The 15205-nt window shown below is 64.2% G+C and carries 11 protein-coding genes and 6 pseudogenes; 7 read left to right on the forward strand and 10 right to left on the reverse strand.

The genetic code is table 11. The features are described 5' to 3' along the window. Positions 1 to 494 (reverse strand): annotated as a pseudogene (locus OWR21_RS05465) (nicotinate phosphoribosyltransferase); the annotation flags it as partial. A gap of 181 nt (positions 495 to 675) precedes the next feature. Between OWR21_RS05465 and prfB the strand changes: the two are divergent. From prfB to OWR21_RS05485, 4 genes are all read left to right on the forward strand, one after another. Further along, positions 676 to 1777 (forward strand): peptide chain release factor 2 gene (prfB, locus tag OWR21_RS05470; RefSeq protein ID WP_332394752.1). Its coding sequence is split into 2 segments (ribosomal slippage): positions 676 to 756 and positions 758 to 1777, totalling 1101 coding nucleotides; the frame shifts between segments, so codons are not numbered across the junction. 25 nt (positions 1778 to 1802) lie between these two features. Then, a complete protein-coding gene (locus OWR21_RS05475; protein ID WP_332394753.1) occupies positions 1803 to 2543 on the forward strand; it encodes an SDR family oxidoreductase in 741 nt (246 codons plus the stop codon). 24 nt (positions 2544 to 2567) lie between these two features. After that, positions 2568 to 4112, forward strand: coding sequence for a lysine--tRNA ligase (gene lysS, locus OWR21_RS05480; protein ID WP_332394754.1), 1545 nt, complete (start codon positions 2568 to 2570; stop codon positions 4110 to 4112). Between the two features lie 263 nt (positions 4113 to 4375). Continuing rightward, positions 4376 to 5119 (forward strand): glycine zipper 2TM domain-containing protein, encoded by a 744-nt coding sequence (locus OWR21_RS05485; RefSeq protein WP_332394755.1) that lies wholly within the window; start codon positions 4376 to 4378, stop codon positions 5117 to 5119. An 82-nt stretch (positions 5120 to 5201) separates the two neighbouring features. Here OWR21_RS05485 and iscX read toward each other — a convergent pair whose 3' ends face one another. The 9 genes and pseudogenes from iscX to iscR form a co-directional block, all read right to left on the reverse strand. Continuing rightward, on the reverse strand, positions 5202 to 5396 hold the full coding sequence (iscX, locus tag OWR21_RS05490) for a Fe-S cluster assembly protein IscX (protein ID WP_009238557.1): 195 nt from the start codon (positions 5394 to 5396) through the stop codon (positions 5202 to 5204). Between the two features lie 30 nt (positions 5397 to 5426). Then, on the reverse strand, positions 5427 to 5765 hold the full coding sequence (fdx, locus tag OWR21_RS05495; protein WP_147214203.1) for an ISC system 2Fe-2S type ferredoxin: 339 nt from the start codon (positions 5763 to 5765) through the stop codon (positions 5427 to 5429). A gap of 46 nt (positions 5766 to 5811) precedes the next feature. Next, positions 5812 to 7676, reverse strand: a pseudogene (gene hscA, locus OWR21_RS05500) (Fe-S protein assembly chaperone HscA). Between the two features lie 69 nt (positions 7677 to 7745). Next, on the reverse strand, positions 7746 to 8285 hold the full coding sequence (hscB, locus tag OWR21_RS05505; RefSeq protein ID WP_332394756.1) for a Fe-S protein assembly co-chaperone HscB: 540 nt from the start codon (positions 8283 to 8285) through the stop codon (positions 7746 to 7748). Positions 8286 to 8319: 34 nt separating this feature from the next. Continuing rightward, the gene (locus tag OWR21_RS05510; protein ID WP_147214200.1) at positions 8320 to 8520 is read right to left on the reverse strand and encodes a DUF3565 domain-containing protein; all 201 of its coding nucleotides are present in this window, start codon (positions 8518 to 8520) and stop codon (positions 8320 to 8322) included. Between the two features lie 10 nt (positions 8521 to 8530). Continuing rightward, positions 8531 to 8851 carry an iron-sulfur cluster assembly protein IscA gene (iscA, locus tag OWR21_RS05515; protein ID WP_027677785.1) on the reverse strand — a complete coding sequence of 107 codons (321 nt, stop codon included), beginning with the start codon at positions 8849 to 8851 and terminating at the stop codon, positions 8531 to 8533. A gap of 26 nt (positions 8852 to 8877) precedes the next feature. Continuing rightward, positions 8878 to 9278 (reverse strand): annotated as a pseudogene (gene iscU, locus OWR21_RS05520) (Fe-S cluster assembly scaffold IscU). Between the two features lie 61 nt (positions 9279 to 9339). Continuing rightward, complete coding sequence (locus tag OWR21_RS05525; protein ID WP_316884612.1) at positions 9340 to 10557, reverse strand: IscS subfamily cysteine desulfurase; 1218 nt, start codon at positions 10555 to 10557, stop codon at positions 9340 to 9342. Between the two features lie 74 nt (positions 10558 to 10631). Next, positions 10632 to 11225, reverse strand: a complete 594-nt coding sequence (iscR, locus tag OWR21_RS05530) for a Fe-S cluster assembly transcriptional regulator IscR (RefSeq protein WP_332394757.1) — start codon at positions 11223 to 11225, stop codon at positions 10632 to 10634. Between the two features lie 423 nt (positions 11226 to 11648). On the opposite strand from iscR, the pseudogene OWR21_RS05535 reads away from it, so the two are divergent. The 3 pseudogenes from OWR21_RS05535 to OWR21_RS05545 all read left to right on the forward strand — a co-directional run bounded on the left by OWR21_RS05535 (position 11649) and on the right by OWR21_RS05545 (position 15204). Next, positions 11649 to 12601, forward strand: a pseudogene (locus OWR21_RS05535) (sugar ABC transporter substrate-binding protein). A 29-nt stretch (positions 12602 to 12630) separates the two neighbouring features. After that, positions 12631 to 14208 (forward strand): annotated as a pseudogene (locus OWR21_RS05540) (sugar ABC transporter ATP-binding protein). After that, positions 14198 to 15204 (forward strand): annotated as a pseudogene (locus tag OWR21_RS05545) (ABC transporter permease). The pseudogenes OWR21_RS05540 and OWR21_RS05545 overlap by 11 nt, the downstream one beginning before the upstream one ends. The last annotated feature ends 1 nt before the right edge of the window (position 15205 follow it).

Consider the following 15205-nt stretch of genomic DNA (forward strand, 5'->3'; position numbering starts at 1 on the left):
AATGCGGCAGTCTTCCAGGCCGGGGCGCTTGAGCGACGCCAGCTTGTCGGTCAGGCGGCGTTTGCCCTCCTCCCACTGCGGGTGCGTCTGCGTGCGGCTGAAGAACACCTCGTTGACGATGGCCAGAACCGGCACCTCAAACATGATCGTGTGCAGCCACGGCCCCGCGATGACGATCTCGATCTGCCCGTCGTTGCTCGGTGCGGGCGCACGTCGATGTACTTCTCGTTGAGATGGAACAGGCCGAGAAAATCGACGAAATCGCTCTTGATGAAGCGCATGCCGCGCAGGTAATCCAGCTCCGGATCGGTAAAGCGCAGGGTGCAAAGGTGGCGGATCTCGGCGCGGATCTCTTCGATGAACGGCACCAGATCGACGCCCGCGTTGCGGCACTTGAAGCGGTATTCAACGTGCGCACCGGGAAAGTGATGCAGCACCACCTGCATCATGGTGAACTTGTACAGATCGGTATCAAGCAGCGAGCGGATGATCATCGGACAGCGCCAAAAGCCATGTGGACTGGTCGCCATGCTAACCGAAGCGAGGCGGGACGCCTGTGGCCGCTACAGAAATCCCGGCGCGCCCCTCCGGAAAATGGCGGTTTTGACGGTCTACGCGGACGGAAAACCCCTTGATTCCGCTATAATTTCCGGTTTCCGACCGGATTTTTGCACCATGGAAGCAGAACGCCTCAATGCCATCCAGAACACGTTGGCCGACCTGAAGTCGCGCGCCGACGACCTTCGGAGGTATCTTTGACTACGACGTCAAATCTGAACGTCTAGTTGAAGTCGATAAAGAACTCGAAAACCCCGAGGTCTGGAACGATCCCAAACGCGCCCAGGAACTGGGCCGCGAGAAAAAGTCGCTTGAAACCGTCGTGCTGGCACTGACCAAGCTCGACGAAGACCTCACCGGCGGCGCCGAGCTGTTCGAGCTGGCCCGCGAAGAGGGCGACGACGACACCATCGAAGCCATCGAGGCCGATACCGCTGGCATGCGCGCCATTGTCGAAGACATGGAATTCCGCCGCATGTTCTCGGGCCCGATGGACGCTGCCAACTGCTTCATCGACATCCAGGCCGGCGCCGGCGGCACCGAAGCGTGCGACTGGGCGTCGATGCTGCTGCGCCAATACCTGAAGTACTGCGAGCGCAAGGGCTTCAAGACCGAAGTGCTGGAAGAGTCCGAAGGGGACGTGGCCGGCATCAAGAGCGCGTCGATCAAGGTCGAAGGAGAATACGCCTTTGGCTTCCTGCGCACCGAGACCGGCGTGCACCGCCTGGTGCGCAAGTCGCCGTTCGACTCGGCGGGCGGGCGCCACACGTCGTTCTCGTCGATCTTCGTGTATCCGGAAGTCGATGATTCGATCGAAATCGAGGTCAACCCGGCGGACCTGCGCGTTGACACCTATCGCGCTTCCGGCGCGGGCGGTCAGCACATCAACAAGACCGATTCGGCCGTGCGGATTACGCACATCCCGACCGGCATCGTCGTGCAGTGCCAGAACGACCGCTCGCAGCACCGCAACCGCGCCGAAGCGATGACCATGCTGAAGTCGCGTCTGTACGAGCACGAACTGCGCAAACGTCAGGCTGCTGCCGACGCGCAGGAAGCCGCCAAGACCGACGTGGGCTGGGATCAGATCCGCTCGTACGTGCTGGACCAAAGCCGCATCAAGGACTTGCGCACCAACGTGGAAATTTCCAACACGCAGAAGGTGCTGGACGGCGATCTGGACCCGTTTATCCAGGCCAGCCTGAAACAGGGCGTCTGATCCGCGCCCAATCTGAGCGACTGCCATGTCTGACACGTCCCTGTTCATCTTGACCGGTGCCTCGCGCGGCCTGGGCGCCGCGCTGGCCCGGGCGCTCATGCAGCCCGGTCACCGCCTCCTCTGCGCGGCACGCGGCGATAACGCCGAATTGCGCGCGCAGGCGGCAGCCGCCGGCGTGACGCTCGACTGGCACCAGGTCGATCTGTCCGACGCGCATGCCGCCGAGGCCTGGATGACCAAGACGCTCGCCGCCCTGCCCGCTTTTGCCAACGTAACGCTGGTGCTCAACGCCGGCGCGGTCGAGCCGATCGGCACCATCGACACGCTGCGTGCCGATACGCTGCTGCCGCACCTGCAGCTGAACCTGGCCGGCCCGATGGCGCTGACCGCTGCCCTGCTGCGCGGCACCGCCGCGTGGAACGCGCAGCGCCGTGTGCTGGCGATCTCGTCGGGCGCAGCGCGCCGGCCGATCGCCGGCTGGGCCGCGTATTGCACCGGCAAGGCGGGGCTCGACATGTTCGTGCGCGCCATCAACGCCGATGGCGACGCCAGCGTGCGCGCCGTGGCGCTGGCCCCCGGCGTGATCGACACCGACATGCAACGCACCATCCGTGGCGCCGACTTTGCCGGCGTGCAGCGCTTCCGCGATCTGCACGCGCACGGCGAGCTGGTCTCGCCGCAAGACGCCGCCGCGCGCATCGCCGCCTACCTCGTCCGCCCCGACTTTGGCGCGATCGAGCTGGACGACCTGCGCAACATCGCCTGAACCGACATTCCTCTCATCACCATCATGACCGAACAGAACAACCCGGCCGAATCGAATACCGCGGCCGCCGTGCCGGCGCAGGACGACAACAAGATCATCGCCGAGCGCCGCGAGAAGCTGGCCGAAATCCGCCAGCAAGGCGTCGCGTTCCCGAACGATTTCCGGCCGACGCACCATGCCGGTGATCTGCAAGCCAAGTACCGCGAGCTGGACCAGGTCGCGCTGGAAGCCGAACCGGTGCAGGTGGCCATTGCCGGCCGCATGATGCTCAAGCGCGTGATGGGCAAGGCCAGCTTTGCCACCGTGCAGGACAGCTCCGACCGCATCCAGTTCTACATCAGCCGCGACGCCGTGGGCGAAGACGTCTACGCCAGCTTCAAGAAGTGGGACTTGGGCGATATCGTGGCCGCACGCGGCACGCTGATGAAGACGAAGACCGGCGAACTGTCGGTGGCGGTGACGGAGCTGCGCCTGCTCTCGAAGAGCCTGCGGCCGCTGCCGGGCGACTACTACGGCCTGGCCGACCAGGAACAGAAGTACCGCCAGCGCTACGTCGACCTGATCGTCTCGAAGGAAACGCGCGACACGTTCCGCGCCCGTACCAAGGCGATGGCCTCGCTGCGCAACTTCATGGCCGGCAACGGTTTCATGGAGGTCGAGACGCCGATGCTGCACCCGATTCCGGGCGGCGCGGCAGCCAAGCCGTTCATCACGCATCACAACGCGCTGGACATGCAGATGTTCCTGCGCATCGCGCCCGAGCTGTACCTCAAGCGCCTGATCGTCGGCGGCTTCGAGCGCGTCTACGAGATCAACCGCAACTTCCGTAACGAGGGCGTGTCGCCGCGACACAACCCCGAGTTCACGATGATGGAGTTCTACGCGGCCTACACGGACTACCGCTGGCTGATGGGCTTCACCGAGCAGCTGATCCGCCAGGCGGCCATCGACGCCTCAGGCACCGCCACGCTCACTTACCAGGGCCGCGAGCTGGATCTGGCCAAGCCGTTCCATCGCCTGACCATCTGCCAGGCAATCCAGAAGTACGCGCCGCAATACACCGACGCGCAACTGGCGGATGTCGACTTCCTGCGCGCCGAGCTGAAGAAGTTCAAGATCGACACCAACGCGCCGCAATTCCTGAACGCTGGCGTGGGGACCCTGCAGCTTGTGCTGTTTGAAGAGACCGCCGAATCGCAACTGTGGGAGCCGACGTTCATCATCGACTACCCGGTCGAAGTGTCGCCGCTGGCACGCGGCTCCGACACGCTGCCCGGCATCACCGAGCGCTTCGAGCTGTTCATCACCGGCCGCGAAATCGCCAACGGCTTCTCCGAGCTGAATGACCCGGAAGACCAGGCTGAGCGCTTCCGCAAGCAGGTCGAACAGAAAGACGCCGGCGACGAAGAAGCCATGTTCTATGACGCCGACTACATCCGCGCCTTGGAATACGGCATGCCCCCGACCGGTGGCTGCGGCATCGGCATCGACCGTCTGGTGATGTTGCTCACCGACAGCCCGAACATCCGCGACGTGATCCTTTTTCCGCACCTGCGCCGGGAAGACTGATCGGTTCGGTCGATCGCCTTCGAAAAACCTCGGGGGCGTTTTTTGTTGCCTGCGAATGCGCAAAACCCGCGCCCACCCCGCTATTTGTAACATCGCCTCGTTTCCACAATATGTATCAAACCGCGCCAAATACTTGATTTCTAAAGGAAAAACCTCGGTACAGATGCTTACAAATTAAAACGGCATCCGTTTGGGCGATGAACCACACTGTGATCATCGAAAGGCCGCAACATGAACCAATCACGGGCCGCAGGAGAACGAAGATGAACAACAACATCCAACCGAACCAAGGTCAGCAATACGGTGGCACGTCGCCGGGCCAAGTCCCGTCGTCGTCGCGACGCATGCATCCGCTGATGACGACGGCTGCCGTGGCCGTGATCATCGCCAGCCTGACGGCGGTGGCTGCCATTACCGGCGTGCTGCCCACCTCGAAGGCGACGCAGGGCAGCACGGACCCGAACGTCGCAGCGCAATCGGCAGCGGCCATGCCGGGCGCATCGGCCCCGATGGTGCTGGCGGCGCCGGGCCAGACCACACAACCGAATCAGGCCGCTCCGTATCCGGCACAGAACGTGGCACCCGCTCCGGCGCGAGCCCGTGAGCCGTCGTACGCTGAACGCCCGTCGTCGAACAATCCGAGCTATGCGCAAACGCAACCGCGCCAGTCGGCCAGCCCGTATGCCGGCCGTGTGACGTCGGTCACGCCGATCACCACGCAAGGCAAGGAAACGGGCCTCGGCATGATCGGGGGCGCGGTGGTGGGCGGGCTGCTGGGTAACCAGATTGGCCGCGGCAATGGCCGTACGCTGGCGACGGTCGGCGGCGCAGTGGCAGGCGGCTACGGCGGCCATGTGGCCGAAAACTACTACAGCCGCGATACCCAATACCGCGTGAACGTCCGCATGGACAACGGTACGACGCGCAGCTTCATGTACAAGGCTGCTCCGGGCTTCCAGGCAGGCGAACGTGTCCATGTCGAGAACGGGACGCTGGTGGCCGGTTAATCCGGCGTCGCCGTCGCCCAAAAGAAAAACCGGCCTTCGGGCCGGTTTTTTCATGCGCATGCGTTTGATTGACGCTACGCGCTTATTCCGCTTCGTCGATCCAGGCTTGCTGGATGGCTTCCAGGAACTTCTCGCCGCCACGCTTGTGGTCATCGTCAAAGCCTTCCAGGGTGACGACCTTGTTGTGCAGGTCGACAAAGTTCAGGCGCGTGGGATCGACGTCAGGGTATTTGTCGTACAGCGCTTCCGCGATCTGTTGGATATCGTTCCATTTCATGATGGGCTCCTCCACCGCTGGCCGGTCGGCTCAGTGGTTTTCCTTGGCGTGGTTGATCGTGTACTTCGGAATCTCGACGGTCAGGTCCGTCTCCGCCACCTTGGCCTGGCAGGACAGGCGCGAGTTCGGCTCCAGGCCCCAGGCCTTGTCGAGCAGATCCTCTTCCTTCTCGGTCGCCTCATCCAGGGAATTGAAGCCCTCGCGCACGATCACGTGGCAGGTCGTGCAGGCGCACGACTTCTCGCATGCATGCTCGATCTCGATGTCAGCGCCCAGCAGCGCATCGCAGATGGTCGTGCCGGGCTTGGCTTCGATCACGGCCCCTTCCGGGCAGTATTCGACGTGAGGAAGGACGACGATTTGTGGCATGAAGAAACTCGTTCGATAAATGTGTTTTGGGAGATGCGATCGGCGATCAGCCGAGCTCCTCGATGCGTTTGCCGGCGAGCGCCTTGCGAATGCCGCGGTCCATGCGGCGCGCGGCGAATTCGTCGGTGCCATGCGACAGGGCATCCACGGCGTCCTTGATGGCGCGGTGGTCTTCGCCCTGCATGGTGGTGCGCAGCGCGGCGATCTCGGCGTCGATGGCGGCGCGCTCCTCGGGCGACAGCAAATCGCCATCGGCCGCCAGCGCCTGCGACAGCGCCTCCAGCAGGCGCTCGGCCTCAACCCGCTCTTCCGCTAGCGCCCGGCGGCGCATGTCGTCTTCGGCGGACTGGAAACCTTCCTGCAGCATGCGCGCGACATCGTCATCGGCCAGACCGTACGACGGCTTCACAGCGATCGACGCTTCCACGCCCGACACCGTTTCGCGTGCTGACACCGACAACAAACCATCGGCGTCCACCTGATACGTCACGCGGATGCGCGCGGCGCCGGCCACCATTGCCGGGATACCGCGCAACTCGAAACGCGCCAGCGAACGGCAATCGCTCGCCAGTTCACGCTCGCCTTGCAGAACGTGGATCGCCATGGCCGTCTGGCCGTCCTTGAACGTAGTGAATTCCTGCGCGCGCGCGACGGGAATCGTGCTGTTGCGCGGGATGATCTTTTCAACCAGGCCACCCATCGTCTCGACACCCAGCGACAGCGGGATCACGTCAAGCAGCAGCCAGTCTTCGCCCGGCGCACGGTTGCCGGCCAGCAGGTTGGCCTGCATGGCAGCGCCAATGGCGACCACCTGGTCCGGATCGAGATTGGTGAGCGGCGTGCGACCAAACAGCTGCCCCACGGCACGGCGGATGATCGGCATACGCGTGGCGCCACCGACCAGCACCACGCCCTTCACGTCTTCGACCGTCACACCCGCATCGCGCAGGGCGCGGCGCACGGGCGACAGCGTCTTCTGCACGAGATTGGCGGTCAGTTCGGCAAAGGTCTCGGCGGTCAGCACGAGATGCACGGTCTCGCCGGTGGAGAGCATCGCGTCAATCTCGGTGCTGTCAGCGGTGGAGAGCCATTCCTTGGCGGCGCGCGCCTTGTTCAGCAGCAGGCGCGTGTCTTCGGCCGAGAGCGGTTGCAGACCGGCTTGCTCGACGATCCAGCACACAACGCGCTGGTCGAAATCGTCACCGCCGAGCGCGGAGTCGCCGCCCGTCGACATCACCTCGAACACGCCCTTGGTGAGCTTGAGCACCGAGATGTCGAACGTACCGCCGCCCAGGTCATAGACGGCGTAAATGCCTTCGGCGGCGTTGTCCAGGCCGTAGGCGATGGCGGCCGCGGTCGGCTCGTTCAGCAGACGCAGCACGTTCAGGCCGGCCAGCTTGGCGGCGTCCTTGGTGGCTTGGCGCTGCGCATCGTCAAAGTACGCCGGCACGGTGATGACGGCGCCGACAAGCTCATCGCCGAGCGTATCTTCCGCGCGCTGGCGCAGCGTGGCGAGAATCTCCGCCGACACTTCCACCGGGCTTTTCACGCCGGCCACGGTCTTCAACTGCACCATGCCGGGCGCATCGACGAAGTCGTACGGCGTGTTCTCGATGTGGGCAACATCCTTCAGGCCGCGCCCCATGAAACGCTTGACCGAGATGATGGTGTTTTCGGGTCGCGCACGGCTTCGGCCTGGGCCTTGTAGCCGATGTGGGCGCCGCCCGTGGGCAGATAGCGCACGACCGAGGGCAACAGCGGGCGCCCCTGATCGTCGGGCAACACTTCCGGCACGCTGCTGCGCACGGAGGCCACCAGCGAGTTAGTCGTGCCCAGATCGATACCGACCGCCAGACGACGCTGGTGCGGTGCGGGCGATTCGCCGGGTTCGGAAATCTGCAGTAAAGCCATGGGGATGTCTCGATTGCGCGGGTGGGCTGCCTGCCGGGGCAAACCCGGCATTGTCGCAAATTCTGGGTTCTAGTCTTCCAGCCGGTCGATGGCCTCGGCGGTGTCGCGTTCGATCTTTTCGATGAACATCAATTGGCGCACGGCATCAGCTGCCGCAGCGGTGTTGCCATCGCCATTGAGCAGGCCGGACAGCGCCTGATAACGCGTGCGTTTTTCCTTGCGCAGCATGGCCAGCAAATCGTCCAGCGCATCCACGTTGCGCTCGGCCTTGGCGTCGCCGAGCGCCTCGCGCCACTCCATTTGCTGCATCAGAAACGCGGGCGGCATGGCCGTGTTGTTCTCGGCCTGCACGTCGATACCGCGCAGGTGCAGCAGATACGTCGCCCGTTTGAGCGGATCACGCAACGTCTGATAGGCCTCGTTGGCGCGCGTGGCCCATTGCATGGCAACGCGGCGCTCCGCATCACCCGCGTGGGCATAGCGATCCGGATGCGCCTGCGACTGCACGGTGCGGTAGGCAGCGTTCAGCGCGTCGTCGTCAACCTCAAAGTCTTCAGGCAGTCCGAAGAGGGAAAAATGCGTCGTGTTCGCTGACAAGCCGGAATTCATGAATAAAAAAAGCGGCCGCGCCGCCTCGTGTTCCTCATTCGACCGGTTCACCCCGATCGCACTTCAGGCATTCCACAACCACGCCGATCTTGCTGGCGCGCCCGGCTTCGGTTTCCGTCCAGGGTCGCAGCTGCCAGGGCGGATCGTGACGCATGTGCTGCCCATGTCCGCAAGCGAGACGGGCGACCCAGTGGCCCTCCTCGTCCCGCTCGAAACCGACAATCGCTTGCTTCAATCTGCCCCGCTCACACGCGGAACGACTCGCCGCAACCGCATTCGTCCTTAACGTTCGGGTTGTTGAAGCGGAAACCTTCGTTCAGTCCTTCACGTGCGTAGTCCAGCTCGGTACCGTCGATGTACGGCAGGCTCTTCGGATCGACGATCACCTTGACGCCGTTGGATTCGAAGACTTGGTCTTCGGCGGCAATCTCATCTGCGTATTCGAGTTTGTAGGCGAGGCCCGAACAGCCCGTGGTCTTCACGCCCACGCGCAGGCCCACGCCCTTGCCACGGCGGGTCAGGTAGCGGGAAACGTGCTGCGCGGCCTTGTCGGTCAGGGTGATCATGCTGCGTCCTTTCTATCCAAACGGGCTCAAGCAGCCTTCTGCTCGGCCGAGCCGTGCTTTTCCTTGTAGTCGGCCACGGCCGCCTTGATGGCGTCTTCAGCGAGGATCGAGCAGTGGATCTTCACGGGCGGCAGGGCCAGCTCTTCAGCGATGGCCGTGTTGCGGATCTCCAGCGCTTGGTCCAGCGTCTTGCCCTTCACCCATTCCGTCACCAGCGACGACGAAGCGATGGCCGAACCGCAGCCGTAGGTCTTGAACTTGCGTCTTCGATCACGCCCTGCTCGTTGACCTTGATCTGCAGCTTCATCACGTCGCCGCAAGCCGGCGCGCCGACCATGCCGGTACCGACCGTGTCGTCGCCCTTCTCGAACGAACCGACGTTGCGCGGGTTTTCGTAATGGTCCAGAACTTGGTTGCTGTAAGACATTTCACACCTCTTTCAATCGTTGGCTGGCGCGGGGGCGCCTGTTATTCGTCAAACGCCGCGCTCAGTGCGCCGCCCATTGAATGCTGTTCAGATCCACGCCGTCCTTGTACATCTCCCACAGCGGAGACAGGTCGCGCAGCTTGCCGATCTTGCTCTTGAGCAGCTCGACCACGTAATCGACTTCTTCTTCGGTCGTGAAGCGGCCCACCGTGAAGCGGATGGAGCTGTGTGCCAGTTCGTCGTTGCGGCCCAGGGCGCGCAGCACGTACGACGGCTCCAGAGAGGCCGAGGTGCAGGCCGAACCCGACGACACGGCGACATCCTTGATTGCCATGATCAGCGACTCGCCTTCGACAAAGTTGAAGCTGATGTTCAGGTTGTGCGGCACACGGGCTTCCATGTCGCCGTTCACGTACACCTCTTCCATCGTGTTCAGGCCGCGGTACAGGCGATCGCGCAGCATGCGGATGCGCTCGTTCTCGGTCGCCATTTCTTCCTTGGCGATGCGGAAAGCCTCACCCATGCCGACGATCTGGTGCGTGGCCAGCGTGCCCGAACGCATGCCGCGCTCGTGGCCGCCGCCGTGCATCTGCGCTTCGATGCGGATACGCGGCTTGCGTCGCACGTACAGCGCGCCGATACCCTTCGGGCCATACGTCTTGTGCGCCGAGAACGACATCAGGTCGACCTTCAGCTTCTGCAAGTCGATTTCTACCTTGCCCGTCGCCTGCGCGGCGTCGACGTGGAAGATCACGCCTTTCTCGCGGCAGATTTCGCCCAGCGTTTCGATGTCTTGAATGACGCCGATTTCGTTGTTCACCATCATCACCGAGGCGAGGATGGTGTCGGGGCGGATCGCTTGCTTGAAGACGTCGATATCGATCAGGCCGTTGTCCTTTACGTCCAGGTACGTCACTTCGAAGCCCTGGCGCTCCAGCTCACGCGTCGTGTCCAGCACAGCCTTGTGCTCGGTCTTGACGGTGATGATGTGCTTGCCCTTGCTGCTGTAGAAGTTTGCAGCGCCCTTGATGGCCAGGTTGTCGGATTCGGTGGCGCCGGACGTCCAGACGATTTCACGCGGGTCGGCATTCACCAGCGCGGCAACCTGCTCGCGCGCAGTCTCGACCGCCTTTTCGGCTTCCCAACCAAACGGGTGGCTGCGCGAGGCCGGATTGCCGAAACTCTCGCGCAGATACGGAATCATCTTGTCGACCACGCGCGGATCCACCGGCGTCGTCGCGGAATAGTCCATGTAGATGGGAAGCTGCAGGGTGCTCATATCTTGTCTGCCTTATATGGGGGGCGATGTTCTTGTGTGGCGCCGGCGTCGTGGCCAGCCTCACGCTGGCGCAATTACGACTGCGCCAGACTGAAAACGGAGTTGACCAGCGGGGCGCGCTTGACCGGTTCGGCGGCGACCGACGTGGCGGGCGGCGCGTCGACGGCGCGCGCCCGTGCCGGAGCACGTTCACGGCGTGCCGGACGCGCTTCACGCATGTCCTGAATCACTTCGGGCTGGCGCTCGCGTTGCTGATCGACCAGGTTCTGCAGCGACACCGAATCGAGATACTCGACCATCTTCTGATTGAGGGTGGCCCACAGGTCGTGCGTCATGCAGCGGCCCGTATGGCCGCCGACATGCTCTTCGCCGCCGCAGTTGCCCTTGCCGCCGCATTGGGTCGCATCGAGCGGCTCATCCACGGCAATGATGATGTCGGCAACGGTCACGTCGTCGGCACGGCGCGCGAGACTGTAGCCGCCGCCCGGACCGCGCACGCTCTCCACGATTTCGTGGCGGCGCAGTTTGCCGAACAGCTGCTCCAGATACGACAGCGAAATTTTCTGACGCTGGCTGATGCCAGCCAGCGTGACCGGGCCCTGCTCCTGGCGTAGCGCCAAGTCAATCATGGCGGTGACCGCGAAGCGGCCTTTGGTGGTCAATCTCATGGCGTCGGGGAAATACCTGATCGTTTTGCTCAAGTATAAAGGAACCCGACAAAATCGGTCAACTAAGGTGTCGGGGGATTCCGCGTCGCAGCAAGGGGATTTGCAGAGCCCGAAAAACGGGGGGCCACGCGGCAGGCCGTATTGTGGACTAAAACAATCAACCACGTCCGATAGGGCTATCCAGCCACTCCCGCAACGCAACTTGGATATCCGTCTCGAACGCCGCGTCACTGCGGGTTTTTCCTTATGCGGTGAAAAGCGCAATTTCATTGACTTCTGTTACGCGGTAGCCGAGACTGTCAGATACGCAAACGTTTGCGAAGAGCGAGGCGCGATTGCCCTTAGGAATGCCTTACGGCGTGACACGGCAGCGACGCCCGCACCCACCCCGCCCCAGACAGGCCTCTTCCTGGAGGAGACACCATGGATATCCGCCGTCGCCGCGCCCTGCACCTTGGCGTGGGCTCTGCCGTCGCTGCTGCTCTGCCGTTCCCGTTTTCGCTGGCGCATGCCGCCAACCAAGGGTTGCGCTGGTCATGAAATCGCTCGCCAACGAGTTCTTCCTCACCATGGAGAACGGCGCGCGCAAGCATCAGAAGGACCACGCGTCGGAGTACACGCTGCTGACCAACGGCATTCGCGACGAAACCGACACCGCCGGGCAAATTCGCCTGGTCGAGCAGATGCTCGTCGCGCGTGTGGACGCGCTGGTGCTGGCGCCGGCCGACTCCAAGGCGTTGGTGCCGGTCGTCAAGAAGGCGGTGGACGCGGGCATTCTCGTCATCAACATCGACAACCGGCTCGACCCGGCGGCGCTCAAGGAAAAGGGCCTTAACGTGCCTTTCGTGGGGCCGGACAACCGCAAGGGTGCGCGACTGGTGGGCGACTTTGTTGCCAAGTCGCTCAAGCCGGGCGATGCCGTGGGCATCATCGAGGGCATTCCGACCACCACCAATGCCCAGCAGCGCACCGCCGGCTTCAAGGATGCGGCCGAAGCCGCCAAGCTGAAGATCGCCGGCGTGCAGTCGGGCGAGTGGGAAATCGACAAGGGCAACAAAGTGGCGGCCGCCATGCTGCGCTCCGAGCCCAACCTGAAGGCGCTGCTGTGCGGCAACGACAACATGGCGATCGGCGCCGTATCGGCGGTGCGCGCTGCCGGCAAGCTGGGCAAGGTGCTGATTGGCGGCTATGACAACATCGACGCCATCAAGGCCATGCTGGCTGACGGGCGTGTCGTTGCGACGGCCGATCAGCACGCCGATCAGCAAGCCGTCTATGGCATCGAGACCGCCCTGAAGGCGTTGGCCTCCAAGACGCCGCAGGCGAAGCTGTCGGGTGTCGTCGAGACACCGGTCAACCTCGTCACGCGTTCCTGACCCGACAGACCGGCCAGCCGCCGCCAGCCATGTCTGCCGCTTACGAACCGCGCACGCCGCTGCTGCGCGTCTCCGCCCTCAGCAAGCACTACGCCGCCCCCGTGCTGCGAGATATCGATCTCGACGTGCACGCGGGCGAGGTGCTTGCGCTTACGGGGAGAACGGCGCCGGCAAGAGCACGCTCTCCAAGATCCTCTGCGGGCTGGAGACGGCGACTTCGGGGTCGATGACGCTGGCCGGCGCGCTGTACGCACCCGAGTCACGCAACGCAGCCGAAGCGCTGGGCGTACGCATGGTGCTGCAGGAACTGAGCATGGTGCCGACGCTGACGGTGGCCGAGAACCTGTTCCTGGGCGACCTGCCCCGCCGGCTCGGTTTTGTGGATCGCTCTGCGTTGCGCCATCGGGCCGAACAGGCGCTCGCTCGCGTCGGCCTGGACCTCGACCCGTGGACGCCCGTCCAGACGCTCGGCATCGGCCACCGGCAGATGATCGAGATTGCCCGCGCGCTGGCGAGCGCATGCCGTGTGCTGATTCTCGACGAGCCGACGGCAATGCTGAGCGCGCACGAGAGCGCCACGCTGTTCGAGCGCATCGACGCGCTGCGCCGCGAAGGCGTGGCGATCATCTACATCTCTCACCGCCTGGACGAACTCGCGCGCATTGCGGATCGCATCGTCGTGCTGCGTGACGGCAAGCTCGTGACCGATGCGCCGGCTGCGACCGTCACGCAGGATGCGCTGATCCAGGCGATGGTCGGTCGCGACGTGGCCGCCGCATCCGAAACAGAACGCACCACGCGCGCGCCGTGGCCCGGTGACGGCTCACCGGCGTTGCGCGTGACCGGCCTCACGCGTGCGCCGGCCGTGCGCGATGTGAACTTTGACGTCGCGCCGGGGAAATTTTTGGCATCGCGGGGCTGGTCGGCGCGGGGCGCACGGAACTGCTACGGCTGATCTTCGGTGCGGACCGCGCAGACACTGGCACCGTCGAAGTGGGCTCGCCGCTGGCACCTGCGCGCATCCGCTCGCCCGGCGATGCGGTACGCCACGGCATCAGCCTGCTCACCGAAGACCGCAAGGACGAAGGGCTGATGCTGAGCCTGCCCATCGCCACCAACATCGCGCTGGGCAACATGCCTGGCGTCACGAAGCGCGGCTGGCTGCAACCCGCGCAAGAGCGTGCGCTGGCGCAGCGGCACATCGGCGCCCTGCGGGTCCGGTGCGCGGGTCCGGAGCAGCCGGTGGGTGAACTGTCCGGCGGCAATCAGCAGAAGGTGGCCATCGCCCGCTGGCTGGAGCGCGACACGCCCGTGCTGCTGTTCGATGAGCCCACGCGAGGTGTGGACGTGGGCGCCAAGTTCGACATCTACACGCTGCTCGAGGCCCTGGCGGCGCGCGGCAAGGCGCTGGTCGTGGTGTCGAGCGATCTGCGCGAACTCATGCAGTTGTGTGACCGCATCGGCGTCATGCGCGCCGGGCGGCTCACGCACATCTTCCAACGCGGTGGCTGGAGCCAGGACGCCCTGCTCGCCGCCGCCTTCGGTGAATCGGAAGAAGCCGAGTCACCTGCACCCCAATCCCCTCGGAGACCGCTGATGCGCTCTGATTCCACCCTGCCCCCGGCACCGCCCGCAGGGACCGCCGGCACGCGCGCGGCGCTCGGCATGTCGCTTGGCACCATCGGCGGGTTGCTCGCTGCGCTGGTCGCCATGCTGGTGCTGTTCGGCACGCTGTCGCCTACGTTCTTCTCGCTGCCCACGTTCACAACCATCGCCAACGAGATCCCCGACCTGCTGGTGATGGCGGTGGGCATGACGTTCATCCTGATGATCGGCGGGATTGATTTGTCGGTGGGCTCGGTGCTGGCGCTGTCGGCTTCGGTGCTGTCCGTGGCCATGACCAAGTTCGGGTGGGGCTTGCTGCCCGCAGCGCTGGCGGGCGTGACGCTGGCCACGGCGGCCGGCATGCTGACCGGCGCGGTCACGGTCCACTGGGGCATTCCGTCGTTCATTGTGTCACTGGGCGTGCTGGAAATGGCGCGCGGCCTCGCCTACAGCCTCACCGATTCGCGCACGGTGTACATCGGCAGCGCGGTCGACTGGCTGGCCAACCCCATCGCGCTGGGCATTGCGCCGTCGTTCCTGATTGCGATTGCGATCACGGTAGTTGGCCAGATCGTACTGGTGCGCACCGTGTTCGGCCGCTACCTGGTGGCCATCGGCACCAATGAAGAAGCCGTGCGGCTGGCGGGCGTGAACCCCGCCCCTACAAGATTGCGGTGTTCGCGCTGATGGGGCTGCTCTCCGGCCTGGCTGCACTGTTCCAGGTATCACGCCTGGAAGCCGCCGATCCGAACGCCGGCGTGGGCATGGAGCTGCAGGTGATCGCGGCCGTAGTGATCGGCGGCACGAGCCTGATGGGCGGGCGTGGCTCGGTCGTGCGCACGCTGTTCGGCGTGCTGATCATCTCGGTGCTGGAATCGGGCCTTGCGCAGATCGGCGCCTCCGAGCCTACCAAACGCATCATCACGGGCGCGGTCATCGTTGCAGCCGTGGTCATGGATACCTATCGCAGCAAGCGCAACCGCAGCAAGCACCATTGAG

This window comes from Ralstonia sp. 1B3, assembly GCF_036631435.1.

Coding starts and splice junctions, on each gene's coding strand:
- iscA (WP_027677785.1), bottom strand. CDS start 8,851: ATGATCACCCTGACCGACAAGGCCGCGCAGCACGTTTCCCGCTACCTG.
- iscX (WP_009238557.1), bottom strand. CDS start 5,396: ATGAAATGGAACGATATCCAACAGATCGCGGAAGCGCTGTACGACAAA.
- hscB (WP_332394756.1), bottom strand. CDS start 8,285: ATGAATTCCGGCTTGTCAGCGAACACGACGCATTTTTCCCTCTTCGGA.
- fdx (WP_147214203.1), bottom strand. CDS start 5,765: ATGCCACAAATCGTCGTCCTTCCTCACGTCGAATACTGCCCGGAAGGG.
- OWR21_RS05485 (WP_332394755.1), top strand. CDS start 4,376: ATGAACAACAACATCCAACCGAACCAAGGTCAGCAATACGGTGGCACG.
- iscR (WP_332394757.1), bottom strand. CDS start 11,225: ATGAGATTGACCACCAAAGGCCGCTTCGCGGTCACCGCCATGATTGAC.
- OWR21_RS05525 (WP_316884612.1), bottom strand. CDS start 10,557: ATGAGCACCCTGCAGCTTCCCATCTACATGGACTATTCCGCGACGACG.
- OWR21_RS05475 (WP_332394753.1), top strand. CDS start 1,803: ATGTCTGACACGTCCCTGTTCATCTTGACCGGTGCCTCGCGCGGCCTG.
- lysS (WP_332394754.1), top strand. CDS start 2,568: ATGACCGAACAGAACAACCCGGCCGAATCGAATACCGCGGCCGCCGTG.